Here is a 23,558-nt window from a genome sequence, read left to right as displayed (position 1 = left end):
CTCTCCTGAAAAAGTGTCTAGTTGGCCCGTAGGGCGCGCCACAGCATATACGCCCAGTCGCGTTTGGTCAGTACCGGTCGTTGCCGGAACACATCGCCGCCCGAGGCATGCAGCTTCTGCAAGATGCGCTCGCCTCCCATGACGATGAGGCGTAACTCCAATCCGAATCGTCCCTTGAGCTTCTTGCCCAGCGGCGCCCCGGCCTGCAACATCTTGCGGGCCCGTTCAATCTGTTTGAGCATCAGCGGCGTCCACAACCCGCCGCTGTCGCCGGCGGCAATCTGCGCCTCGGCCACCCGGAAGCGGCGCAAATCCTCTTGGGGCAGGTAGACCCGGTCCTTGCGCCAGTCGATCGCCACGTCTTGCAGGAAGTTGATCAGCTGCAAGGCGGTGCAGATGCCGTCAGCCATCGCCAGGCTGCGCGGGTCGGTTTCCCCGTACAACACCAGCATCAGCCGCCCTACCGGGTTGGCCGATCGCCGGCAGTAATCCACCAGTTCGGCAAAATTCTCGTAGCGTCCCTTGACCACGTCCTGACTGAACGCCGACAACAAGTCGTAGAACGGCTGAAGCGGCAGGGCATGTGCACGGATGGCCTCGGCCAATGCCTGCATCAGGGGCATCTGCGGCGTGCCACCTGCACCGATCACATCGAGTTCGGCCCGCAGCGCGGCCAGTTCGTCCAGCCGCTCTTGCGGCGGACGCACACCTTCGTCGGCCACATCGTCGGCATAGCGCGCGAAACGATAGACGGCATACACCGCCCGGCGCATGCGCCGCGGCAGCAGGATCGACCCGACCGGAAAATTTTCGTAGTGATCAACCGACATGGCGGCCTTGCGACGAGTGCGAAACGGCGAATTATACCCGACGGGGCGAGGCAGGATTTTTTTCGTCCCCGCCTCTTTACAGCTCCGCCACACCTTCTTATAATCCGCCGCACTTGAACGCACGTGTCGGGGCTATAGCTCAGCTGGGAGAGCGCTTGCATGGCATGCAAGAGGTCAGCGGTTCGATCCCGCTTAGCTCCACCAAACTCGCGTTCCGATCTAGGTCCCCATCGTCTAGAGGCCTAGGACATCGCCCTTTCACGGCGGTAACCGGGGTTCGAATCCCCGTGGGGACGCCAACTCGATCGGCCAGCCTGCCACAGGTAAAACCTGGCTCGACACCCGGATTGTCAGAAGCGCCCGAGCCGGCTCACGGCTCTAGGCGCTTTTTGTTTTTTCACCCCAGTCTTCTTCTTTGCATACCCTTGAATGGCCTCCCCCGTGCCCGGCCAAAATGATGCCCCCTTACTGGCAATCAACGAACGGCTCGGCTTCTGGCAGTCGCACCCGCCCGGCCCGCAGCAGACGCGCGCAGTCCTCGGCCGGCAGTGGTTCGCTAAAGTAATACCCCTGGACTTGATCGCAATCGTGCGCCCTCAGCAAAACCACCTGCTGTTCCGTCTCGGCCATCTCCGCGATCACTTTGACCCCCAACCGGTGGGCCATTACCGTAATGGCATCGACGATCGCCAGGCTGCGCACATCGCTGGTGATTTCCCGGACAAAGGAACCGTCGAGCTTGAGCTTGTCCACAGGAAAATTCTTCAGATAGTACATATTGGAATAGGCCGTGCCAAAATCGTCGATTGCCAAGCCGATACCCTGCGCTTTCAGCCGGTGCATCAGTGCCGTGTTTTTCTCCGGATCGCTCATCGAGGCACTCTCAGTCAGTTCCAGCTCTAGACAATGGGGATCCAGCCCCGAGTCCGCCAGGCATTGCGCTACCATTGCCTCCAGACCAGAACCCTGCAATTGCACCGTGGACAGATTGACCGACACAGGAATCGCCGGCAGGCCGGCCTCCTGCCAAGCCTTACCCTGAAGGCAGGACTGCCGAATGACCCACTCACCGATCGGTTCGATCAGATGAGTCTCTTCAGCCAGGGCGATGAAGCGGGACGGCAACACCAGCCCCAGTTCAGGATGCTGCCAGCGCAGCAGGGCCTCAACCCCGACGATATCCCCGCTGCACAGGTCGACCTGCGGCTGGTAGTACAGCACGAGCTGGTTGCGAGCGATCGCGTGACGCAGCTCCGCCTCCATTCTCACCTTTTCATTAACCCGCTGACTCAGCTCGGGCCGGTAGGCCTGCACATTGTTACGTCCCCGCTCCTTGGCATGGAACATGGCCATATCGGCGAAACGCAGCAGTTCGGCAGCGGTTTGACCATCGGCGGGGTAAATACTGTAGCCCATGCTGCAGGTAACAGTCAGGTAACGGCCAGCCAACAGCAGCGGCTCGGTCAGGCAATCGGCTACCCGGTTCACGATGTGCGCGACGCTCTCCGCATCGCCGAAACCACGCAGCAGCAACACGAACTCGTCGCCGCCGATACGGGCGATCATGTCAGATTCACGAAGCGAGGCCGACATGCGCTGCGCCACGATTTTCAGCAGCTCGTCACCGACATCGTGACCGAAACTGTCGTTGATCCATTTGAAGCGATCCAGATCGATAAAGCACACCGCACACTGCTCGCCGTGACACTTTGCATGCGCGATAGCCTGCGCCAGCCGATCCAGCAAGACATTCCGGTTCGGCAGGCAGGTCAGCGCATCGTGGGTGGCTTGATGCTGCAGCTGCGCCTCCAGCCGCTTGCGCTCGGAAATATCCTGCAGCATGCCCTCGTAGAATTGCACCTCGCCACGGACATCCCGTATCGCATGGGCGCTGAGTGAGAGTTCGACCACGGAGGCATCGGTGCGGCGGCCATGAAACTCGAAATTGCGTATGGCATCGTGTCGGCGGATCACGCGCAACAACTCCTCCATCTCCTCACCATGGACGAAGTGCTGGACCAGCCCGGCCTGGCCATGCCCGACCAGTTGATCCGGCGAGTCGTAACCGAGAATCCTGGCCATTGACGGATTCGCCATCAGCAGTTGCCCATCGGCACTGGTACGGAAAATGCCTTCGGTGGCATTGTCGAAGATATCGCGATACTTGGCCTCGGCCAGGCGGAGCTCCTCCTCCGTTCGCGTGTGCTCGGTAATCTCGGTGCTCAAGCTGGCATAGAGCATGGCATTCTGGAGCGAGATTGCCACCTGCGAGGCCAACATGCCCAGCAGCGCCACCCGGTCAGGGGAAAAGGCACCATCCACCTGGTTGTTTTCCAGGTACAAGACGCCAATCAGCACCCCCTGCTGCACGATGGGCTGGCACAACACCGATTTGGGCCGCCTGTCCAGCACATAGGGATCGCGGGTAAACATTCCTTCCGTGGCCGCATCATGCAACACCACCCCCTGCTGGGTACGGACCACGTATTGCACGATCTGTGCCGCCACCTCCGAGGAGGCCTCCACCATACACGGCTTATCGAGAAACAACGCGGCCTGCGGCGCAGAAACCGAGATGGATGCCACCACCTGCCACTCCCCGTCCCGTCGCAAAACCAGGCTGCCACGCTGTGCACCGGCATTCTCTATCACCACCCTTAACAAGCGATCCAGCAGCTTTTCGAGGACGATTTCACCGGAGATGGCCTGGGAGGCCTTGAGCACGGCCTCCAGATCGAGTTGGCTCCCTGGGGGGTAACCGGTCAGCGGATCGTACTGGCTATAGTGCAGCGCGCCGATCCCCGGCTGCCAGGGCGTCATGGGCGAAATGCCGGTGACCTGGGCAGGATAGGCGAGCTCGGCAATCAACTGGGGATAAGCCTGCTGCAACGCCACCTCTTTGCGTTTCGCTCCCCATGCCCGATAACCCAGACGAGCCCGGTTCAGGTAGCGCACGGCAAAGTCCGGCTTACCACGTCCCAGCCAAAACTTTGCCGCCAGTTCATTGGCCAGCGCCTCGTACTGCATGAAGCCCCTGGATCCGGCTGCCTCGATGGCCCTGTCGTAGAGTTCCATGGCCTCGACCGGCCGATCGGCCAGGCGGCCCATCTCGGCCTGCACCAGCAGGTGTTGGTGCAGGAAATTGGCCGGTGCGTGCTCGGCCCACACCAGCATCTGCCGCTGGTTGGCTTCCAGCTGCGCGAGGAGAGCCGCCGGATCGTCGGCCTGGGGGTACAAGGCACACAGAATCAACGAATGGTAGAAGCAGTGCTCGGCCTGCGTTAACCCGCCCTTGACGTAACCGAGCAGTTCGCCGGCCTGCTCGATGCACGGCAGGGCCTCCGTCGGCTCGTCCAGCAGGTAGAGCGTGAAGGCTTTGACGGTCAGGTAGAAGCAGACTGCAGCCATGCTGCCGTTGTCGTGACACTGCGCAAGATAGGCCGACTCATCCAGCCCATGACCATCAAACGACAGCGACGCAGAAGGTTCGCCACTCAGCACGGCGACGATCTTGCGAGCCCCCAGCAGATTATCGCTGGAAAGATGATGTTTGACCTTGCTTGTGAATGCCAGGTACTTGTCCAGTTCAGGAGCGAGCTGAACGAGGTTCTCACCATGGAAAAACAGACGCAGCGCACGCCCGTAGAACAGGATATAGCCGACGAACTGAAACTCGCCCGACTCCATACCGGCCTGCTGCCCCTCCTCGTCGAAAACCTCACTATCCGCGAGTGGGCGACTCCAATGATTGAGGAACATGCTGAGAATCAGACAAGCCTTGCATTTCAGGCTTTGATCGCCGTACTTCTCGGACAGGCGAAGCCCCAGCATGCCGAACTCGTAGCCGGTCCGATAACGCCCCAAATTGGCCGCCAGGGTATTGCCAAAGCTTGCGTAGCCCTTGGCCGACTCCGGCACATTGCCGTAACGGATCGACAACGAGGTCATTTTGGCCAGCACCCAACTGTACAGCAGGTAATGGTTGGCAAAATAGACGGTGGTGTGCACCGTCATAAGCACCTTCATCGCCCCCCTGATGGTGGGCTCTTCCATCTCCGGCAGTTCAAGCAGCGACTCGACCTCTCGCCCCGACAGCCCGCGCTCGATGTCGGCGAGCTCCTTTTCGACTGCGCCGGCAAGCTCGGCCTCGTTGGGAAATCCCATGCCTAAAAGCTGCAGAGCCTTGGCCGCCGCCTCGATCGCCTCTGCGTTCTTGCCTTGCATGGTGCGCTGGGTCACCAATTGCGCGTACGCCCCCGCCCGATCCAGCGCTTGCGCCCGCTCCCACACCTCGTTGATCAGCCACTCGGCCCGGTCGTAGTTGCCGTTCAGGTACTCGGCTTCGGCGCTTTCCCGGTGCAACGCCAGGGTAAGTGCGTAGTGCCGCACCCAGTCCCCTTCGAACACGCTCATGGCAATCTGCAGATAACTGCGGGCGGCATCGTATGCCGCCGCCAGCCGGGCCTTGCGCGCCGCGTCCAGATTGAGCCCTGCCAGTACGATCAACTCCTCGGGCGACGAAACCAGCCCCCGCCCCTGGTTCAAGTGGTCGACCAGTTCGAATAGTTTCTCGACCGATCTCCCCTCCCCGGTACTGGCCAACAGTAGACGCCCGATCTTCAAGTGCAGAAGAGGTCGTGCCCCCTCCTCGATCAGAGCGTAGGCCGCCTGCTGGACCCGATCATGCAGAAACCGGCATTGAAAGTGAACCAGCGGCGAATCGGCGCACCGGGCATCCAGCAACTCCAGGCTCGACACCGGCAGCACCATGCCCTCCTGAATTGCCGGAAACAGATGCCGATATGCCTGCTGAGTTAGCTGTTCGGAAATGATGGCCAGCGTAGGCAGGTCGAAACGATCTCCCAGACAGGCAGCCAGGCACAACACCTCGACGGTGGGCGCAGGTAACCGCCTGAGCTTGCCGATCATCAGATCGACCACATTGTCGGTAAAGTTGGCCTCAGCGATTCGCCCCATGTCCCACTGCCAGCATGGCCTTCCATTCCCGCTGGTACCGGGATCGAAATGGATCAATCCCTCCTGGTACAGCGTGGTCAGGAACTGGCTGACGAAAAAGGGGTTGCCGCCGGTCTTGCTCTGCACCAGGTTGGCAAGCGGCAGGACACTCTCCTCGTCGCGATACAACGTGTCGGCGACGAGTTGGGTCGTGTGCACCAGCGTCATCGGCGACAACATGATGCTGCCGATCGGGGCCCCCTGCTTGCTCAGGCTGTTAAGTACCAGCGTCAACGGATGATCGGGACCGACTTCGTTGTCGCGATAGGCACCGATCAATAGCAAATAGCGTGTCCCCTCCTCACTGACCAGCACCTCCAGCAGCTTGAGTGTCGCCGCATCAGCCCATTGCAGATCATCGAGAAAGATCACCAGCGGGTGTTCCGGTTGGTAAAACACTCGAATGAACGCCTGAAACACCAAGTTGAAACGGTTGCGCGCCTCGCGAGGAGGCAACTCCGGCACGGCAGGCTGGGGGCCGAGGATCAGACCGACCTCGGGGATCACATCGACGATGACCTGGCCGTTGCGCCCCAGCACGGCAGTCAGCTCGCTACACCAGTGCTGCAGTTGGCTCTCGCTCTCGGTCAGGAGTTGCCGCACCAGGTCTTGGCAGGCATTCACCAATGCGCTGTACGGGATATTGCGCTGGAACTGGTCGAACTTGCCACTGATCAGATAGCCACGCGACTTGGTTAGCGGCTTGAACAGTTCCCGCACCAGGCAGGTCTTGCCGATGCCCGAGTAACCGCCGACCAGCATCAGTTGCCGCGCCCCCAGACTGACCCTCTCGAACACTTCCAGCAGTTCCGCGATCTCCTGTTCACGACCGTACAGTTTTTGCGGCAAATGGAACTGACTAGGAATATCCTGCTGCGCCAAAGGAAACGGTTCGACCCGGCCGTAGAGGCTCCACTCACCCAAACACCTTTTCAGATCGGCTTTGATTCCCCAGGCGCTTTGATAACGCTCCTCTGCGGTCTTTGCCAGTAATTTGGTTACAACGGCAGCCAGCGGTGATGGAATCCGCGCGTCAAGTTCGTCCATCGGCACCGGCGGCTGGGTCAGGTGACGATGTACCAATTCAAGCGGGTCACTTCCGGAAAAGGGGGGCTCGCCGGTGAAGAGCTCATACAGGGTCGCCCCGAGGGAATAGAAATCGCAACGGTAGTCAACTGCACGATTCATGCGCCCTGTCTGTTCAGGGGCGATATAGGCCAACGTGCCCTCCAGAACCTCCGGGTTGTGCAACGACGGATTTTCCCGAGTGAGCACCGAGGAAATCCCGAAATCGATGATCTTCAGTTCACCGGTGTCGGCATTGACGACGACATTGAAGGGGGAGATGTCTTTGTGGATGATCTGCGCGGTATGGATTTCCGCCACCCCCTCGACGAGGGCGATGGCGATTTCGAGCCGCTCGAGCAGCGACAGATTGCGGCGGGCAGCCAATTGCTGCAGCGATACCCCCCCGATATCCTCAAACACGATGACTGGGGTGTTGCGGATGTACTCCAGATGATAAGACCGGATCACATGTTTCAGGTCGAGACGATGTGTGATCTCGTATTCCCGCTTGTAGCGAGTGAGTTCTGCCAGGTGGGGAAAATCCTCCTTCAGGATTTTCAATACGACGGGACAATCGTCCTCTTCCCTACGGGCGCGATAGACTACGGTGCCAGGGCTGTCATACAGCTTTTCTTGAATCGTGAGGCCTGGGATGGAAAACATTAGCCCCCCTTAATCTGGGCAATGGACACTCCAAAGACGATGCAAATAAGGATGCCGTTTTGCACATCCCGCCAAACTGAAGGCTTTGCCTAGAACACAACACTACAGATGACATGGTCATGCTACCGTCTTTGGTAAGCGACTGCCATATTCCACTGTATACGTTTAACCCCATTGAAACAGCTGAAAGTAGGCTCCGGCTCATATGGACCATCGGCCATTGATGTCACAGCCAACCCAGTTGCCATTCTCCGGTATTGTCGGGACCACCCAAAACACAACCGGCCTGTTCCAAGCCAAGTGTATCGACACACCACAGGCGACGATTCGACGAGGGAAGCGACAGGCCGCATCCATCCGGGACCCGGTCCAGCTGACCGCCAGCAAGGTTTACTTGGAGACGCGTGGGGCACGACGAAAAGGTCTATGCTGAATGACGGCAAGCAGGCACCCCCGCTATCACCGGCCGCGACAATTGCCCACAGCAGATCGGCAGATCGCAAAGCCGTGATCAGCATAGGAGCCGATGCCATGGCCGCCGAGCAAGGGAGATCGATATGCGGTTTAGAGATCGCGAGCAGGCCGCGACGCAGCTCGCCTCGCGCTTGGCCATTTACCGCGGCCAGCACCCGCTAGTCCTTGCCATTCCCAGGGGAGCAGTCCCGATGGCCGAACTCATCGCGGACCAGCTGGAAGGGGAGCTGGACGTCGTCCTGGTGCGCAAACTGGGGGCGCCCTTCCAGCCGGAACTGGCGATCGGCGCGATCGACGAGTCCGGCTGGGCCTACATTTCCGACGTCGCCCGGCTCGCCGGCGCCTCCACCGAGTACATCGAACAGGAAAAACGGGCGCAGCTCGAGCTGCTGCACCAGCGCCGCCAACGCTACAGCGGCTTGGCTGCTTCTGCCGACCCGGCCGGGCGCGTGGTGATCGTCGTCGACGACGGGCTGGCCACCGGCGCCACCATGATCGCCGCGCTGCGGGCGATCCGCACCAAGCAACCGGCGAAGCTGGTCTGTGCCGTACCGGTGGCTCCGCCAGACACCCTGGAGCAGGTTTCCAGCTACGCTGACGACATGGTGTGCCTGGAGACGCCGTTCAACTTCAGCGCGGTCGGACAGTTTTACGAACACTTCCCCCAGGTCAGCGACGAGGAAGTGGTCGAGATTCTGGAAAAGCAGCGCCGCTGAAGCACCCGCGCAGTGTTGCCCGGCCTTGTGTCTCCGTGCACTGGCATCCGGAGAACGCGGGCGGCAAAAATTTTGCATTTTTTGCTTGACCCGAAAAAAGGCTATCGGTATAGTTCGCATCTCTCGCGATGCTTCAAGCAGAACGAGACAGGTTGTTCAGTGGGGGTATAGCTCAGCTGGGAGAGCGCTTGCATGGCATGCAAGAGGTCAGCGGTTCGATCCCGCTTATCTCCACCACGATTTCCTGTCCCCATCGTCTAGAGGCCTAGGACACTGCCCTTTCACGGCGGCGACCGGGGTTCGAATCCCCGTGGGGACGCCATTTTGGGGGTATAGCTCAGCTGGGAGAGCGCTTGCATGGCATGCAAGAGGTCAGCGGTTCGATCCCGCTTATCTCCACCAAGTCAAAAAACCGACGTCATCGACGTCGGTTTTTTGCTTTTCACCTTCTGCTTCTGCCCGCTCAGGCCGCCAACCGCTCGCTCATCTGCAAGCTGTGTTCGATGTCGCCGATGCCGGCCGCCTGTTCCAGTACGTGCCAGCCCTGCACCAGCGCATGAATGAAGCGCACGCCGGCTACCACGTAGGCCACGTCCTGGCGCTCTTCCTCCTCCAGCCGGTTGCCTTGCTTGCGCGCCATGGCACGGCGTTCCCTGACCGGAGCTGAGGCGCCTTCATCCGGTACCGGCGCCGGGGCGGCATCGGCAACCGCCTGCCGGCCACGGCTGTAGAGCCGGTAAGGCAGCGGCCATTCGTCCACCGCCGGCGCCATCCTCCCGGTCAGCTCCATCACCACCTGCCCCAGTTCCACCGCCAGTTGGTAGAGCGCCTGCACCAACGGCAGGCGATCGCGCACGGCCGACAGCAAAGCCTCCTCGCGCAGCAGCTCCACCCGACGACGCAGAAACTTGAGCTTGCCGCGCGCCAGCGCGCGCGCCTCCTCGTCCTGCCCCTGGCGCGCCCGCTGCGCCAGCTCATCCAGGTACTGTGCCCACTGCCGGTACTCCGCGACGGTCTGGCTGAACACTTCGGCGGGCAGCGCGGCCATGCCCGGCCCTTCAGGACGCGGCGGCAGGTAGACATCCTGCTCCCGCGCACCGTACGGCACATCGAAATGCACGCTCATTTTCGGGGTGACCCTCATGTCGCGCCCTCCCTTCCACATTACCGGTAGGACAGTCCCCACCCCGGCTTGTTCGCCGTCAGCCTCTCCCCCTTTCCCTTATGAACCATAGCCCACCGTGACGTCCCGGCCAAAAAAACAGGGCCGCGCCATCTTGGCGCGGCCCTGTTTCGTTCGGCGGGGTCGCTCAGAGTCCGTGGAACAGATGCCCCAGCTTGGCGGCCTTGGTATCCAGATAACCGTCGTTGTGGGGGTTGCGGCCCACCATCAGCGGCACGCGCTCGACGATCTCGATGCCGGCATCGCGCAGCGTCTGCAGCTTGCGCGGGTTGTTGGTCATCAACCGCACCCGGCCGATGCCCAGCTCGTCGAGCATGTCGCGGGCGATACCGAAGTCGCGCATGTCGGCCGGGAAGCCCAGCCGTTCGTTGGCCTCGACGGTGTCCGCGCCGCCATCCTGCAGGCGGTAGGCACGGATCTTGTTGATCAGGCCGATGCCGCGACCTTCCTGGCGCAGGTACAAGAGCGCGCCGCGGCCTTCGCGGGCGATGGCCTCGAGCGCCGCTTGCAGCTGGAAACCACAGTCGCAGCGCAGCGAGAACAGGCCGTCGCCGGTCAGACACTCGGAGTGCAGGCGCGCCAGCACCGGCTCACCGTCGGCGATGTCGCCCATGGTCAGCGCGACATGTTCACGGGTACCCGCCACTTCCTCGAAGCCGTGCATGGTGAACTCGCCCCACGGCGTGGGCAGACGACAACTCGCCACGTGGGCGACAGCCACCAGCCGTGGCGGTGCGCTTGCTTCAATCGACATCATCACTCCACATCAAAAACCGGCCGCTTCGGCCAACGGCCCGCACGGCAGGTAAAACCTGCACGCCGAAACGGGCAGGTGGATCTTCTCCGGGATGGTCGGATGCTACTCCGCCCACACGACAAGAGAAAGTAAAAGGTTTTAATCGATCCGATCAATTTTCTTCAACGAGCGGCAGCCCGGCCAGCGGGCTGGCCAGCACCAGCGCCAGTGCCGCGAGCCAAACCTGGCGCTCAGCGGTGAAGAAGCCGGCTTCGGCGGACTCGGCGTCGATGATGCCGAGCACCACGCCCTCCTCGTCCAGCACCGGCAGGCAGACCTCGCTTTTCACCTTGGGATCGCACTCGTAATAGCTGCCGCCCATGTCGCGCCAGACCGTGACGTCGTCGATCACCACGCCCCAGCCGGTCAGGCCGACCCGGCTGTTGTTGCTGCCGGCGGCAAAGCCTTCGGTCAGCGGGAATTCGGCCCGGCTGGGGGCGCCACGGTAGGCCAGCTTGACGAGGCGCGCCTGCTCCTTGCTGCCGATCGCGCGGTAGATGCCGAGCCAGTCGGCGCCGACACGGCTGTTGGTCGAATCGACCAGCGCATGCAGGTCGTTGAGCGCCCCGCGCGCTTCGGCGCTTTCACCACCGAACAGCGGCGACAGGTCGTAGGGCTCGGCGGCGAGTTCATCGACCAGCGAGCAGGCACCATCGTCGCTCAGCAGCGGCACCGGGTAGCGGAACAGGTCGGTGCGCGGTGCGGGCTTGTCGACGCTGAGCACGGCGCCCAGCGTCAGGGCGGCGATCTGGAGTTCCACCTTGTCGAGCGGCAGCGATTGTTCCTTGAGATAGGCAGCCAGGCGGCGGGCAGGGATCATGGGTATTCCTTGAACGGCGCCGGCATCGTGGCCGGCGCCCAAAACGGCAAAAGCGGTAAGCAGGAGCAACGGCCCCGGGCGTGGCCCGGGGCGGCAACGGCTTAGTGGCGGGATTCGCGCACGGCGGCCATCACGTCATACTCGAACAGGGCATTGACGTCCTCTTCATCGAAGACATAGTGCTGGTTGCAGAAGTCGCAGGCGATTTCGACGCTGCCTTGCTCCAGCACCACATCGGCTACTTCTTGCCCCCCCAGCATCTTGAGCATGCCGCCAACGCGCTCGCGGCTGCAGGTGCAGGCAAACGACACCGGCTCGGCGTCGAACACGCGCACGGCTTCCTGATGGTAGAGACGGAACAGGATGTCGTCGGCGGACAGGGACAGCAGTTCGTCGTTCTGCAGGGTTTCGGCCAACGTCAGCACGTGCGGCCAGCCTTCGGCATCGCCGTGACCCTCCGGCAAGCGCTGCAGCAGCAGGCCGGCGGCGGTGGATTCGTTGGCGGCCAGGATCAGGCGGGTGTCGAGCTGCTCGGAGCGGCGCATGTAGTTCTCCAGCATCAGGCCGATGCTGTCGCCCTCCAGCGCCACGATGCCCTGCCAGGTCTGCGCCTTGTCGACGCGCGGCTCCAGCGTCATGACGAACTTGCCACCCTCGCCCAGCAGCTCGGAGAGCGACAGGTGCTCGTCGAGCGCTTCGTCGAATTTGGCGGTGGCGCGCACGGTACGGTCGTTATTGCACTCGACCACAGCCAGGCGCAGCGGGCCGGCACCGTGAATCTGCAAGATCAGCGTGCCGTCGAACTTGAGGTTGGCGGCCAACAGCACCGCGGCCGCCATCATTTCGCCCAGCATGGAACGCACCGGCAGCGGGTAGCGGCGCCGCGCCAGGACCTGTTGCCAGGCGCCGTCGAGCCGCACCAGCGCGCCGCGCACCGGGGCGCCGTCGAACAGGAAGCGTTGCAGGGTGTCGTGTTGGGTCATGCTGTTCAGTCCTTGGCTGCCGGGGCAGCCGTATCAATCGTGTAAAGAGTCATCGGCAGCGAGGAGCTGACGTCGAACTCGCAGCCGGCCTGGATGCCGATGCGGGCGATTTCCTCAGCGCTCAGGTCCTGTTCGTAGGCCACGTACATGGCGCCCATGGCGAACTTGCGCCCCGAGCCGATGGCCCAGAAGCGCGAGAATTCGTACACCTCGCGCATCGGGTAGACACCGAAGATGCCGTGCACGTTGGCCACCACCACCATCATCTGGCTCGACTCGTACGGGTCGTCCTCTTCCTCTTCCGGACGCAGGTAGAACTGTTCCTTGAGTTTAGGATGCAACTTGCGGAAGGTGTCGAACAGGCCCTGGCGCGAGCTGAAGTCCTTGTTGTGGACCCCCTTGAGCACGCTCTGCAACACCAGGTCGTGCGCCGCCGAACCGGCGATCGCCAGATAGCTGTCGCCCTGGCGGAAGATCTTGTTGTGATGCGGGTCGTAGCCGGCGAGCAGCTTCTGGTCGTCGCCGAAGGTGGTCTGACTGTCGGCCGCGATGGCGATCTGCGAGCCTTTTTTTACCACCACGATCGTCGTCATGTTCGCGTCTTTTCCGGGAAAACAAGGCAGATGGGGATTTTCTCACAAAACGCAAGGCTGCCGCTGCGCCGTGATGGCGCTCGATGGGCGACAAACGTGTGGAAACATCGACGCATGGGCCGCACCGGCCGCGTCTGGCGCGGCGCGGACGAACATGAAACAATGAATCCTGTTCGGCCGGACCGTCCCGCGCGGATCGGGTCACTCGCCGTCCTCAACGCTCAACCGGATCGACCGCCATGTGCCAGCTCTTGGGCATGAACTGCAATACTCCCACCGACATCATCTTTTCCTTCGAAGGCTTTCACCGCCGCGGCGGTCTGACCGACCATCACGCCGACGGCTGGGGCATCGCCTTCTTCGAGGGCAAGGGCTGCCGCCTGTTCCTGGACGACAAGCCCTCGATCGAATCGCCGGTGGCGGCACTGGTGCGCCAGTACCCGATCAAGTCGGAAAACGTCATCGCCCATATCCGCAAGGCCACCCAGGGGGTGGTCAACCTGGCCAATACCCATCCCTTCATGCGCGAGATGTGGGGCCAGTACTGGATCTTCGCCCACAACGGCAACCTCGATAACTTTGCCCCGCCGCCAGGCAGCCACTACAACCCGGTGGGCGGCACCGACTCGGAACGCGCCTTCTGCTACATCCTGGAAGCCCTGCGCCAGAAATGGTCGCAGCCACCAAGCGTGGAAGAGTTGTTCTCGGAAGTCAGCAAGTTGGCCGAAGAACTCCACGCCAAGGGAGTGTTCAACTTCATGCTGAGCAACGGCGAGCTGCTGTTCGCCCATTGCTCGACCAAGCTGCATTACATCGTGCGCCAGGCGCCGTTTCCCACCGCCCACCTGGTGGATGACGACGTGACGGTCGACTTCTCCACCGTCACCACCCCGCGCGACCGCGTGGCGGTCATCGCCACCGTGCCGCTGACCGACAACGAGCACTGGACCGCGCTGGCACCGGGCCAGCTGACGCTGTTCCGCGACGGCGCGCCATTGCTGACGGCGACCGCCCCGCCGGCTGCCACGCGCTGAGGCGACGGCGGCGCCACGCCGCCAACACCTCAGGGCGGCAAGGCGTTATGCTATCGCTATAGCCCTACCCGAAGCATGGACAAACCGGGTGGCACGTTGGCCGAAGCCCGTGCCCGGATCGCGGAGCCCGCATGAGCCGTTTCGACTTCACCCATCCGCCGTTCGACTGCCTCAGCGCTGCCGAACGGGATACGCTGGAAGCCAGCGCCGACATCGTGTGCTACGGCGACGACGAACAGATCATGGCACCGGGCCTGCCGGTCGACACCCTGTTCGTGGTGATCAAGGGCCTGGTGCGCGAGATGGCCGGGGACGAGGTGATCGCGGTCTACCGCGAGCGCGACGCCTTCGACGCCCGCGCCCTGGTGGCAGGGCACACCGCGCACCGTTTCGTGGTACACGAGGAAGCGCTGGTCTACGCCCTGCCGCGCGCCACGCTGCTGGCGCTGACCGAACAGAACGCGCGCTTCGGCGCGTTTTTCTACGCCAGCGTGTCGCAGAAGTTCGGCGCGCTGGCCGAACGCAGCGGCAACCGTGAATGGCAGACGCTGCTCACCGCGCGGGTACGCGACGTCTACGCCAAGAAGCCGCTGTTCCTCGACGGCGAAGACAGCGTGCTGGACGCCGCGCGGCTGATGAAGCAGCACAAGGCCAAGTCGATCCTGGTGCGTCATGGCCGGCGCGTCGGCATTTTCACCACCAGCGACTTTCGCGACCTGATCATCGACGGCACGCCGCCCGATACCCCGCTCGGCACGCTCTGCCGCTTCGACCTGATCTGCAGCGAGCTCGACGACTACCTGTTCAACGCCCTGCTCACCATGACGCAGCAGAACATCCAGCGCGTGGTGGTGACCGAGTCCGGCAACCCGGTCGGCATCCTGGAGCAGGTCGACCTGCTGTCCTATTTCTCCAACCACTCGCACCTGATCGCCCAGCGCCTGGAACAGGCCGACTCGCTCGACGAGCTGGCCGACATCGCGGCGCAGATCACGCGGCTGGTGGAAATCCTGACCGGGCACGGCGTCAAGGCCGTCCAGTTGGGGCGGCTGGTGCAAACGCTGAACGCCCGGCTGTTCGAACGCAGCTGGCAGCTGCTCGCGCCCGCCGAGCTGATCGCCAACAGCTGCCTCCTGGTGATGGGTTCGGAGGGGCGCGGCGAACAAATCCTCAAGACCGACCAGGACAACGCGCTGATCCTGCGCGACGGCTACACCAGCCCGGCGCTGGACAGCACCTGTCAGGCGTTCTCCGCAGCGCTGGCCCGCTTCGGCTACCCGCCCTGCCCAGGACGCATCATGGTCAACAACCCGGATTGGCGCCTGTCCGAGAGCGCCATACGCGACCGCCTCTACCACTGGGTTTACCTGCCGGATCGCGACGCCCAGCTCAACCTGGCCATTTTCGTCGACGCCGAGGCTGTGGCCGGCGACGCGGCGCTGCTGGAGCGCTGTCAGGATTACCTGCAACAGCTGCTGCGCGACGACGACAGTTTCTATCACCGCTTCGCGCGCGCCATCGAGCAGTTCGACACCCCGCTCGGGTTGTTCGCGCAATTGCTGACCCGGCAGCAGGACGGCCAGGCCATGCTCGACCTGAAAAAGGGCGGCATCTTCCCGGTCGTGCACGGCGTGCGCGCGCTGGCCCTGCAGTACGGCCTGAAGGAACGCAACACCTTCGAGCGGCTGGCGCGGCTCTCGGAAAGCGGCCGCCTCGACAAGGAGCTGGCCGGCGACGTGGCCGAGGCGCTGTCCTTCCTGTTGCAGCTGCGCCTGGGCCAGGGACTCGCAGCGTTGGCCGAAGGCCGGCCGAGCGGCAACCTGATCAGCCCGGCCCGCCTGTCGACGATGGAGCGCGATCTGCTGAAGGACGCGCTGGGCGTGGTCAAGCGCTTCAAGACCATGCTGCGCCACCACTTCCGGCTGGGCAGCCTGTGATGCTGGCGCGTTGGCAGCGCCGGCTCGCCGCCCGGCAACTGAAAGACCCGGCCTACCGCCGACTGTTCGAGGAAACATCGGACGACGTGATCAGCCTCGCCTGCAACACGACCAGCCTCGACGTCGCCGAGGCCGAGCTGCTCACGATCGGCGCGGTACGGCTGAGCGGCAACCGCATCGTGACGAGCGAGGCGCTCGACCTGCTGGTGAAACCCGGCCGACCGCTGACGCGGGAGGGCGTCGGCCTGCACGGCCTGCGCCCGCGCGATCTGTCCGGCGGGCTGGACGCGGAGGCGGCGGTGCGCTGCCTGCTCGATTTCATCGGAGGGCGGCCGGTGCTGGGGTATTACCTCGAATTCGACATCGCCGTGCTCGACAAATACCTGCGTCCGCTGCTGGGCATCGGCCTGCCCAACCGCCAGGTCGAGATTTCCGGACGTTACTACGACTACAAGCTCAGACAGCAGCCGAACGGCCGCGTCGACCTGCGCATGGCCGCCCTGATCGACGACCTGGGCGTTCCCGTGCTGCCGCGCCACGACGCGCTCAACAAGGCCATCACCGCGGCCATGCTCTACCTCGCGCTCAAGCGTCGCGGCTTCGGTTGAGTCGGGGGCCGCCCGCACCGCATGACCCCATGCGGCGACGCGCTCGGCCCGGTAAATCGCCCCCCTGGTGTGGCGCCCCCACGGGCGCCACACCGCCCCGGCCATTTGGCCAGCTTAAGATTGCCATCAGCTATCACCGTAAAATAGCTAGCCGGCACCATGCCGGCGACTGCGAACATGACCTCCTGTTTGTCTCGCCCTGCCACCCAAGCCCTCCCCCCCTAGACCTTGGAATGATTTGGATGGAAAAGACAGACAACTGGCTGGCGCAGCGCTTGAGTGGCGCCACCTTCACCGCCCTGCTGCTGGGTGTCGTGCTGTGGCTCGGCTTCTCGATCGGACTCCGTCCGCTGACCTTGCCGGATGAGGGGCGCTACGTCGGCGTCGCCTGGGAAATGCTGCGTGCCCACAACCTGTCGGTGCCGCTGCTGGACGGACTGCCCTACTTTCACAAACCCCCGCTGTTCTACTGGCTGACCGCCTTCAGCCTGAAGCTGTTCGGGCTGCATGAATGGAGCGCACGGCTCGCGTCGGTCTCCGCCGCGGCCCTGGTGGTCCTCGCCCTGTGGCTGTTCGTGCGCCGCCACCGCGGCTCCAGCGTGGCCACGGCCACCGCGATCGTGCTGACGACCCAGCCTTTCTTCTTTGCCGGCGCCCAGTTCGCCAACCTCGACATGCTGGTGGCCAGCCTGATCGGGCTCACCATCCTTGCCGCCGCCGAAGCCGTGCTGCGCGCCGAACAGGGCCAGCCCTACCGGACCATGCTCGCCGCCGCCTACGCCATGGCGGCGCTGGGCGTGCTCGCCAAGGGCCTGATCGGCATGGTTCTTCCCGGCGCGGTGCTGCTGGGCTGGCTGCTGGCGCGCGGCCGCTTTGCCTCGGTACGCCACCTGCTCTGGTGGCCCGCGCTGCTGCTGTTCCTCGCCCTCGGCCTGCCCTGGTTCTGGTCGATGCAGCAGAAGTTCAGCGGCTTTTTCGACTACTTCATCGTTTACCACCATTTCAAACGCTTTGCCGAAAGCGGCTTCAACAACCCGAAGCCGCTCTGGTTCTACGTGCCGGTGGTGCTGCTGCTGTGCGCGCCGTGGTCGCCGTGGTGCTGGCGCGCCCTGAAGCGGAGCTACTGGACCGACCCGGTGCAGGGTGACTTGCGCCGCCTGATGGGGGTGTGGTTGCTGGTGATCCTGGTATTTTTCTCGCTGCCCAGCTCCAAGCTGGTCGGCTATATCTTTCCGCTGCTGCCGCCGTTTGCCTTCCTGATCGCCGAACCGTTTACCGAGTGGATGCAGCAAGGCGATGGCAAGAAGGCCCGCCGCTCCTTCGTCGTCAGCACCGTGATCGCCATGATTGTTTGCATCGGGGCCGTGGTCGCCGTGTCCCGCCACGAGGGCGGTTCGGCCAAGCCGCTGGCGGGCCGGATGGCCGCCGCCTTCCAACCGGCAGACGAGGTCGTGATGCTGGACAAATTCCAGTTCGACCTGGCGTTCTATCTGCCCATGCAGCGTCCCGCCGTGGTCGTCAGCAATTGGACCGATCCGGAGCTTCCCCGGCACGACAACTGGCGCAAGGAACTGTTCGATGCCGGCCGATTCGCTCCGCTGGCCCAGCAGCAGGTGCTGCTGACCCCGGCACAATGGCGCGCCAGCCTGTGCCGGCCACGCCCCCACGCGGTCTGGGTGTGGGGCTCGCCCGCCGCCGCCGCGGCATTCCCGTTCCTGGCTGGCCAGCCAGCGTTCGCGCGCGACGGCGACATCACGGTGTGGTCTTTGCCGGCAGGCTTCGTCCCGCCCGCCCCGGCCTGCCAGGGATGATGCCTCCAAGGGCTACGCCGGTAGCAAGGAGAGGTGCGTGTGGCCAGGCATCCACGCACGGCAGCGGCCCACGCTCCGGGGCACCGGCGTAAAAAAAGACCGGGGATCGTCCGATCTCCCGGTCAAGCTCTCGTTTCTGCAATGCTGGTATCGGCGTGCTCAGTAAGCCTGCTCGCCGTGGCGGGTCTCCACATACTTTCCGGCGCACAGCGACAGCATCAGCAAGGCTACCCGTTCGTGCACGATGACCGTATGCAGGTTGCCGGAAAACTGCATGAAGCGCCGCAGGTCGTCGCGGACTTTGCGCGAGCCGGTCATGTCGATGATGATGTCGACGCGGTTGCCCTGCTCGGCGATCTCGATGAAATTGCGAGTAACCGGCACCCCGTGCTGGCGCGCCAGGTCGATGCCGGGCAGCTCCAGATTGAGGTCGGCCACGCCCACCACTTCGACAAAGGGCGCGCTCAGCAACTGCTGCAACAACGGCGTACCGGTTTCACCGGCGCCGATCACTCCTAGCGTGATTTTCTTCACTTGCCCCTCCGTGGTCATGCCCAAATCATGCATGGCCGCTACTGTAGCAACAATCCGCCTCCCTCTTTCTTGAGCCACATCAATCCATGCCCACTCTGCGCTCGGGACGCCCCGCTTCGGTCAGCGCACGGTGTAGTGGCGGCCTTCCAGGCAAGCCCCCATGGCCCGCCGGTATTGATCACGCAGCGCGAACGCGTCGCGCGGATCGACACCGCCCTCGGGCAAGGTCGGGTCGTAGCCGGTCTGGCCACGCGCCCAGCGGTGGCATTCGTAGCGGTCGCGCGCCTGCTGCTGTTCGTCCTGGCCGCGATTCGGATAGATGAACAGATCGGTGCTATCGCGTGCGGACGACGAGCCGGACGAGCCCTGCCCGAGCGGCGGGTCCACCACGACGTAGCCATCGCTGCGCTGCACGTAGTACACGTCGTTAGCGAGGTAGTAGGTGACGCCACCGATCAGCAGCGTGGTGTAGAGCAGCGGCAGCACCGGCACCCACACGCCGCGCGGCGGCGACACGACCACGTAGCCGCGCCCGCGCGGGCGGTACCAGAAACCGTCGTAATAGTGATAGCGCACCCCGCCGTGTACGACGGCATGCCCGCCGCCCGGCAGCGAACCGATGAAGGCTCCCCGCGCCGGAAATGCCGGACGGGCCACCGTCACCACCGCGCCTTCCCACCGCGGAGGAGCGGCCAGCGCGGGCGGGACGGCCAGCAGCAGGCCAAGCAGAAGGGAGGCCGGGACGGGGGCGAGATGGACGAATTTCATGATGGCGACTCCGCGATCAGCCGGGCGTTGTCCTAGCGCACGGAATAGCCACGCGCTTCCAGGCAGGCCGAGATGGCGCGCCGATAGGCATCGGCCTGTTGCTCCAGCATGGCCTGCTGGCGTTGCTCCTGGGCGGCGTAGGCCTGTTCCATGCGCTGCGCCTGTTCCGCCCGTGCAGTGTCGGACATCGCGCCGGCCACGGCGCCGATCGTTGCCCCCACCAGCGCGCCCTCGGCGCCCCTATGCGGTCTGGCCACCGCGGCGCCCACCAAGGCGCCGGTCACCGCCAGCGCCGCGGTATCCTGGCCGGGAGCCCCGGCCGGCACCACCCGTACCGAAGGGGAACCCACCGCCTGCGGCAGGCTCGGATCGAAGCCGCTCTGCCGCACGGCCCACTGGTGGCATTCGTAGCGGTCGCGATCCTGCTGCCCTTCGCTCTGGCCGGCACGCGGATAGAACACCACCTCCCTTGGCGGCGGCGCGACCGCCTCGGGTGCGCTACGGGGCATGCTGTAGGGGCGCGCAGGCGCCACCACGCAGCCGGTCAGGCTCAACGCCAACAGTGTCGCCACGGCGCCGACCCGATGCGGGACAACATTCGACATGGTGAACTTATATGGACGCCTCCCGGTTTGGTAAGCGACGTTCGATGTTGGCATTCGAGATCTGGCTGCAGACTTATATCCGGCCTTTGTTGCAGACTCGAAGTCTGCTGGCCCTGATGGAATTCGCCGGGGAAGGCCTCATCTCCTTGGAGTCCTCGAAGGACTGTCCACCATACAGGCTTACTTCCCCGCGGTCCGACCTGTTCTGCCATCAAGCGCACATCAACCTGCGCAACCTTTCAGCGGTCCACCTCCTTAGGTGGTTTGTTAGTTTCCTACGCGGCCTTGGCCACGTAATCTGCCTGATACGTCCGGTCATGGGCCAACAGCGCCCAGATCGTTCGTGCCATCTTGTTGGCCAGCGCGACCACCGCCGCATTGAACGGTCGTCGCGCCAGCAACTGCTCCAGCCAGGGATCGCGCACCTTCTGATGCGTCGCCACAGCCCTGGCGCCATGAATCAGCAGCGTGCGCAGATACACATCACCGCGCTTGCTGATCCCCAGCAACTTCACTCGCCCGCCGGTGCCACTCTGGCGTGGCACTAGGCCAAGGAAGGCGGCAAACTCGCGCCCAGACTTGAATGTCTTGGCATCCCCAATCATTGCTACCGCCGCTGTCGCCGTGAGCAAACCGACGCCCGGAATGGCCATCAATCGTTTGGCCGCTTCATCTTCCCTCTTCCACACCGCCAGCTTGTGCTCAAGCTCGGCGATGTCTTGGTCCAATGCCTCAATTCGCTGCAGTTGGCTACGGATCGCTTCGATCACCATCGCCGGCAACGCGTTTTCCAGCCGCGCAAGCTCATCAGGAATCCGCTCCAGCACCTTGTGTCGCCCCTTCGGCAGTTCCGCACCGAACTCATACAACAGCCCATGTAGCTGGTTAGTCTGCATCGTCCGCATTTTCACCAGCTGCTCGCGCATCCGATGCAGCATCAGCACACTCTGCTGGCCCTCACTCTTGACCGCGACGAACTTCATCCCTGGCCGCTGTGCCGCTTCCCAGATCGCCTGCGCATCTGCTGCGTCGGTCTTGTTGCTCTTCACGAACGGGCGCACAAACTGGCCGGGAATCAACTTGACCTCATGCCCAAGCCCCTGGAACAGCCGGCCCCAGTAGTGCGCACTGCCGCAGGCCTCCATCGCGATCTCCGACGCTTCCCTGTTGGCGAAGAACTCTTTCAACTGCGCCCGGCTCAATTGCCGGCGGCAGATTTCACCGGTAGCGGTCTCCACCCAGTGCAGTTGGAAAACCCGCTTTGCCAGGTCCAGACCGAATGTCGTAATCTTCATATCGAGCCCTCCTTACCGTTTGTGGTCGTTGTTACACCACCACTTTGGCACTTTAGATGCCGTCAGGTATTGCGAGGGCTCCTGTCGTTCTACAGGCCGTAGCCGTCACCTTCGGGCAGGAGGGAGGCGTCCATTACATCTCCTTTTCCCCAGCGGCCACGCCGGGACCGACAGGACACGGCACGGCAGCGGCCTCGCCGGGCGCAAACCACGCTCAGCGGCCGCAGTCCTCCGGACGCGGTCCAGCGGCGGCACGCAACTCGTCCTTGCTCAGGAAACCGTCCTTGTTGGTGTCGGCGCGTTCGAACGCCGCCTTGACCTCATCCAGGCTCAGCTTGCCGTCGCCGTTGCTATCCAGCTTGGCGAAGAACGGCGCGTGCTCGTGCTCACGCCCCGGCTCGTGGCGGAAATGTTCGCGCATCGCCTGGCGCAGTTCGTCGCGGCTGAGCTGGCCATCGTGGTTGAGATCCAGCTTGGCAAAGTCTTCGGCCAACCTCGGCATGCCGGCCCGGGCCTCTTCCAGGCTCAGCTGGCCGTCACCGTTCTTGTCGGCCTGAGCGAAACACTGCTGGAAATGGCGGCGGCCGTGGTGCCGCTGCGCGAAGCGTTCGTGCATGAAGCGATGCAGCTCGTCCCGGCTCAGCTGGCCATCGTGATTGGTATCGGCCTTGTCGAAATCGGCCGCCAGACGGGGCCACGCCGCTTGCACTTCGTCACGGCTCAGCTGGCCGTCGCCGTTCTTGTCGGCTTGCGCGAAGCGCGCCGCCGGCCCGTCCATCGGCCCCTCCTTGGGGGCGGCGCCATTGGCCGCGGCCAATGCCGAAGCGCTCACCACGGCCAGGATCAGTGTCAGTACGACTTTCCGTTTCATTGCAATCTCCCTGTGAATATAGATGGCCTCGCCACCATCCGATGAAGAAAGCGTAAGCCGGAAATGTCAGGGAACTGGAGAGAAAGCGTGGAGAAACGGTGAAGCAAGTGTTAGAACCTGTTCACGATCTGTCGCGAGCAGCCCTCAGCGGGGTGAAGAGCAGCGCAGGAACCGGAATGTACTGGAGTACATGAGGATTTCGAGCAGCACATGAGCCCCGATCAGGGATGCGCAGCAAGATCGTGAACAGGTTCTTAGGGCGCGTTCACAATTCCAGCTTGTAGCCGACGCCGTACACCGAGCGGATCATCTCCTGTTGCGGCGCGGCCTGCTCCAGCTTGCGGCGCAGGTTCTTGATGTGGCTGTCGACGGTGCGGTCGGTCACCACGCGGTGATCGGCGTAGAGGTGATCGAGCAATTGGTCGCGCGAGAACACCCGCCCCGGCGCCGAAGCCAACGTGCGCAGCAGGCGGAATTCGGCCGGGGTCAACTCCAGCCGCCGCCCCTGCCACGAGGCCTGATAGCCCTCCTCGTCGATCGTCAGCCCGGCATCGGCCGGCAGTGCGCCATGGCGCTGGCTGCGGCGCAGGATGGCCTTGACCCGCGCCACCACTTCGCGCGGGCTGTACGGCTTGCAGATGTAGTCGTCGGCGCCCAGCTCCAGGCCGAGCAGACGGTCGATCTCCTCGACCCGGGCGGTGACCATGACGATCGGCACGTCGCTGAAGGCGCGCAACTCGCGGCAGATGTCGAGGCCGTCGCGGCCGGGCAGCATCAGGTCGAGCAGGATCAGGTCCGGCAGACGGCGCCGCACCTCGGGCACCACGGCCAGGCCGTCCGCCAGACAGGCGGTCTCGAAACCGGCTGCCGCGAGGTAATCCGCCAGCAGGCGCGACAGTTTGGGTTCGTCCTCGACCACGAGGACGTAGGCTGGCTTGGGAGACGGGTTCATG

General features: G+C 63.6%; 18 protein-coding genes and 5 tRNA genes. 10 read left to right on the top strand and 13 right to left on the bottom strand.

Features of this window, described 5'->3' with window-relative positions; genetic code table 11:
• Nucleotides 1–17: 17 nt before the first annotated feature.
• Entirely contained in the window at nucleotides 18–830 is an 813-nt protein-coding gene (gene hpnC, locus FURADRAFT_RS18825; RefSeq protein ID WP_008955763.1) for a squalene synthase HpnC, read from the bottom strand.
• Between the two features lie 128 nt (nucleotides 831–958).
• Between hpnC and FURADRAFT_RS18820 the strand changes: the two genes are divergently transcribed.
• Nucleotides 959–1,034 (top strand) — tRNA-Ala (locus FURADRAFT_RS18820).
• 19 nt (nucleotides 1,035–1,053) lie between these two features.
• A tRNA-Glu gene (locus FURADRAFT_RS18815) sits at nucleotides 1,054–1,129 on the top strand.
• A gap of 166 nt (nucleotides 1,130–1,295) precedes the next feature.
• Here the strand turns inward: FURADRAFT_RS18815 and FURADRAFT_RS18810 are convergent.
• Nucleotides 1,296–7,577, bottom strand: a complete 6,282-nt coding sequence (locus FURADRAFT_RS18810) for an EAL domain-containing protein (protein WP_008955762.1) — start codon at nucleotides 7,575–7,577, stop codon at nucleotides 1,296–1,298.
• 557 nt (nucleotides 7,578–8,134) lie between these two features.
• Here FURADRAFT_RS18810 and FURADRAFT_RS18805 point away from each other — a divergent pair.
• The 4 genes from FURADRAFT_RS18805 to FURADRAFT_RS18790 all read left to right on the top strand — a co-directional run bounded on the left by FURADRAFT_RS18805 (nucleotide 8,135) and on the right by FURADRAFT_RS18790 (nucleotide 9,169).
• A complete protein-coding gene (locus tag FURADRAFT_RS18805) occupies nucleotides 8,135–8,767 on the top strand; it encodes a phosphoribosyltransferase (RefSeq protein ID WP_008955761.1) in 633 nt (210 codons plus the stop codon).
• 161 nt (nucleotides 8,768–8,928) lie between these two features.
• Nucleotides 8,929–9,004, top strand: a tRNA-Ala gene (locus FURADRAFT_RS18800).
• Nucleotides 9,005–9,013: 9 nt separating this feature from the next.
• Nucleotides 9,014–9,089, top strand: a tRNA-Glu gene (locus FURADRAFT_RS18795).
• A gap of 4 nt (nucleotides 9,090–9,093) precedes the next feature.
• Nucleotides 9,094–9,169 (top strand) — tRNA-Ala (locus FURADRAFT_RS18790).
• A 61-nt stretch (nucleotides 9,170–9,230) separates the two neighbouring features.
• On the opposite strand, the gene FURADRAFT_RS18785 is transcribed toward FURADRAFT_RS18790, so the two are convergent.
• The 5 genes from FURADRAFT_RS18785 to FURADRAFT_RS18765 form a co-directional block, all read right to left on the bottom strand.
• On the bottom strand, nucleotides 9,231–9,911 hold the full coding sequence (locus FURADRAFT_RS18785; RefSeq protein WP_008955760.1) for a hypothetical protein: 681 nt from the start codon (nucleotides 9,909–9,911) through the stop codon (nucleotides 9,231–9,233).
• A 166-nt stretch (nucleotides 9,912–10,077) separates the two neighbouring features.
• Nucleotides 10,078–10,704: a GTP cyclohydrolase II gene (ribA, locus tag FURADRAFT_RS18780; protein WP_008955759.1), complete on the bottom strand. Its 627-nt coding sequence runs from the start codon at nucleotides 10,702–10,704 to the stop codon at nucleotides 10,078–10,080.
• 154 nt (nucleotides 10,705–10,858) lie between these two features.
• Nucleotides 10,859–11,566, bottom strand: coding sequence for a GAF domain-containing protein (locus tag FURADRAFT_RS18775; protein WP_008955758.1), 708 nt, complete (start codon nucleotides 11,564–11,566; stop codon nucleotides 10,859–10,861).
• 101 nt (nucleotides 11,567–11,667) lie between these two features.
• Nucleotides 11,668–12,549 carry an Hsp33 family molecular chaperone HslO gene (hslO, locus tag FURADRAFT_RS18770; RefSeq protein WP_008955757.1) on the bottom strand — a complete coding sequence of 294 codons (882 nt, stop codon included), beginning with the start codon at nucleotides 12,547–12,549 and terminating at the stop codon, nucleotides 11,668–11,670.
• A 5-nt stretch (nucleotides 12,550–12,554) separates the two neighbouring features.
• Nucleotides 12,555–13,142 (bottom strand): Ntn hydrolase family protein, encoded by a 588-nt coding sequence (locus tag FURADRAFT_RS18765; protein ID WP_008955756.1) that lies wholly within the window; start codon nucleotides 13,140–13,142, stop codon nucleotides 12,555–12,557.
• 239 nt (nucleotides 13,143–13,381) lie between these two features.
• On the opposite strand from FURADRAFT_RS18765, the gene FURADRAFT_RS18760 reads away from it, so the two are divergent.
• The 4 genes from FURADRAFT_RS18760 (at nucleotide 13,382) to FURADRAFT_RS18745 (ending at nucleotide 18,532) form a co-directional block, all read left to right on the top strand.
• Nucleotides 13,382–14,176 (top strand): class II glutamine amidotransferase, encoded by a 795-nt coding sequence (locus tag FURADRAFT_RS18760; protein WP_008955755.1) that lies wholly within the window; start codon nucleotides 13,382–13,384, stop codon nucleotides 14,174–14,176.
• Between the two features lie 131 nt (nucleotides 14,177–14,307).
• Nucleotides 14,308–16,113, top strand: a complete 1,806-nt coding sequence (locus FURADRAFT_RS18755; RefSeq protein WP_008955754.1) for a putative nucleotidyltransferase substrate binding domain-containing protein — start codon at nucleotides 14,308–14,310, stop codon at nucleotides 16,111–16,113.
• Nucleotides 16,113–16,721: a 3'-5' exonuclease gene (locus tag FURADRAFT_RS18750; RefSeq protein WP_008955753.1), complete on the top strand. Its 609-nt coding sequence runs from the start codon at nucleotides 16,113–16,115 to the stop codon at nucleotides 16,719–16,721. Before FURADRAFT_RS18755 ends, FURADRAFT_RS18750 begins: the two co-directional genes overlap by 1 nt.
• 242 nt (nucleotides 16,722–16,963) lie before the next feature.
• On the top strand, nucleotides 16,964–18,532 hold the full coding sequence (locus FURADRAFT_RS18745) for an ArnT family glycosyltransferase (RefSeq protein ID WP_008955752.1): 1,569 nt from the start codon (nucleotides 16,964–16,966) through the stop codon (nucleotides 18,530–18,532).
• 159 nt (nucleotides 18,533–18,691) lie between these two features.
• On the opposite strand, the gene FURADRAFT_RS18740 is transcribed toward FURADRAFT_RS18745, so the two are convergent.
• From FURADRAFT_RS18740 to FURADRAFT_RS18715, 6 genes are all read right to left on the bottom strand, one after another.
• On the bottom strand, nucleotides 18,692–19,084 hold the full coding sequence (locus tag FURADRAFT_RS18740; RefSeq protein WP_232503477.1) for an oxidoreductase: 393 nt from the start codon (nucleotides 19,082–19,084) through the stop codon (nucleotides 18,692–18,694).
• A 102-nt stretch (nucleotides 19,085–19,186) separates the two neighbouring features.
• Entirely contained in the window at nucleotides 19,187–19,729 is a 543-nt protein-coding gene (locus tag FURADRAFT_RS18735) for a DUF6515 family protein (RefSeq protein ID WP_236261632.1), read from the bottom strand.
• Nucleotides 19,730–19,866: 137 nt separating this feature from the next.
• Nucleotides 19,867–20,439, bottom strand: a complete 573-nt coding sequence (locus tag FURADRAFT_RS18730) for a glycine zipper 2TM domain-containing protein (RefSeq protein WP_008955749.1) — start codon at nucleotides 20,437–20,439, stop codon at nucleotides 19,867–19,869.
• Nucleotides 20,440–20,714: 275 nt separating this feature from the next.
• Nucleotides 20,715–21,734, bottom strand: coding sequence for an IS110 family RNA-guided transposase (locus tag FURADRAFT_RS18725; protein WP_008955748.1), 1,020 nt, complete (start codon nucleotides 21,732–21,734; stop codon nucleotides 20,715–20,717).
• Nucleotides 21,735–21,948: 214 nt separating this feature from the next.
• Nucleotides 21,949–22,605 (bottom strand): EF-hand domain-containing protein, encoded by a 657-nt coding sequence (locus FURADRAFT_RS18720; RefSeq protein WP_008955747.1) that lies wholly within the window; start codon nucleotides 22,603–22,605, stop codon nucleotides 21,949–21,951.
• A 265-nt stretch (nucleotides 22,606–22,870) separates the two neighbouring features.
• Nucleotides 22,871–23,557 carry a winged helix-turn-helix domain-containing protein gene (locus FURADRAFT_RS18715; RefSeq protein WP_008955746.1) on the bottom strand — a complete coding sequence of 229 codons (687 nt, stop codon included), beginning with the start codon at nucleotides 23,555–23,557 and terminating at the stop codon, nucleotides 22,871–22,873.
• Between the last annotated feature and the right edge of the window lies 1 nt (nucleotide 23,558).

Origin of the sequence: Pseudogulbenkiania ferrooxidans 2002 (genome assembly GCF_000174355.1) — a bacterium.
GTDB lineage: Bacteria > Pseudomonadota > Gammaproteobacteria > Burkholderiales > Chromobacteriaceae > Pseudogulbenkiania > Pseudogulbenkiania ferrooxidans.
Note: the sequence above shows the minus strand (reverse complement) of the source record. Positions and strands in the feature narration are given on the sequence as shown.

Excerpts from the sequence above, each read along its gene's own strand:
- hpnC (WP_008955763.1), bottom strand. The coding sequence starts at position 830 with ATGTCGGTTGATCACTACGAAAATTTTCCGGTCGGGTCGATCCTGCTG.
- FURADRAFT_RS18810 (WP_008955762.1), bottom strand. The coding sequence starts at position 7,577 with ATGTTTTCCATCCCAGGCCTCACGATTCAAGAAAAGCTGTATGACAGC.
- FURADRAFT_RS18805 (WP_008955761.1), top strand. The coding sequence starts at position 8,135 with ATGCGGTTTAGAGATCGCGAGCAGGCCGCGACGCAGCTCGCCTCGCGC.
- FURADRAFT_RS18785 (WP_008955760.1), bottom strand. The coding sequence starts at position 9,911 with ATGAGGGTCACCCCGAAAATGAGCGTGCATTTCGATGTGCCGTACGGT.
- ribA (WP_008955759.1), bottom strand. The coding sequence starts at position 10,704 with ATGTCGATTGAAGCAAGCGCACCGCCACGGCTGGTGGCTGTCGCCCAC.
- FURADRAFT_RS18775 (WP_008955758.1), bottom strand. The coding sequence starts at position 11,566 with ATGATCCCTGCCCGCCGCCTGGCTGCCTATCTCAAGGAACAATCGCTG.
- hslO (WP_008955757.1), bottom strand. The coding sequence starts at position 12,549 with ATGACCCAACACGACACCCTGCAACGCTTCCTGTTCGACGGCGCCCCG.
- FURADRAFT_RS18765 (WP_008955756.1), bottom strand. The coding sequence starts at position 13,142 with ATGACGACGATCGTGGTGGTAAAAAAAGGCTCGCAGATCGCCATCGCG.
- FURADRAFT_RS18760 (WP_008955755.1), top strand. The coding sequence starts at position 13,382 with ATGTGCCAGCTCTTGGGCATGAACTGCAATACTCCCACCGACATCATC.
- FURADRAFT_RS18755 (WP_008955754.1), top strand. The coding sequence starts at position 14,308 with ATGAGCCGTTTCGACTTCACCCATCCGCCGTTCGACTGCCTCAGCGCT.
- FURADRAFT_RS18750 (WP_008955753.1), top strand. The coding sequence starts at position 16,113 with ATGCTGGCGCGTTGGCAGCGCCGGCTCGCCGCCCGGCAACTGAAAGAC.
- FURADRAFT_RS18745 (WP_008955752.1), top strand. The coding sequence starts at position 16,964 with ATGGAAAAGACAGACAACTGGCTGGCGCAGCGCTTGAGTGGCGCCACC.
- FURADRAFT_RS18740 (WP_232503477.1), bottom strand. The coding sequence starts at position 19,084 with ATGACCACGGAGGGGCAAGTGAAGAAAATCACGCTAGGAGTGATCGGC.
- FURADRAFT_RS18730 (WP_008955749.1), bottom strand. The coding sequence starts at position 20,439 with ATGTCGAATGTTGTCCCGCATCGGGTCGGCGCCGTGGCGACACTGTTG.
- FURADRAFT_RS18725 (WP_008955748.1), bottom strand. The coding sequence starts at position 21,734 with ATGAAGATTACGACATTCGGTCTGGACCTGGCAAAGCGGGTTTTCCAA.
- FURADRAFT_RS18720 (WP_008955747.1), bottom strand. The coding sequence starts at position 22,605 with ATGAAACGGAAAGTCGTACTGACACTGATCCTGGCCGTGGTGAGCGCT.
- FURADRAFT_RS18715 (WP_008955746.1), bottom strand. The coding sequence starts at position 23,557 with ATGAACCCGTCTCCCAAGCCAGCCTACGTCCTCGTGGTCGAGGACGAA.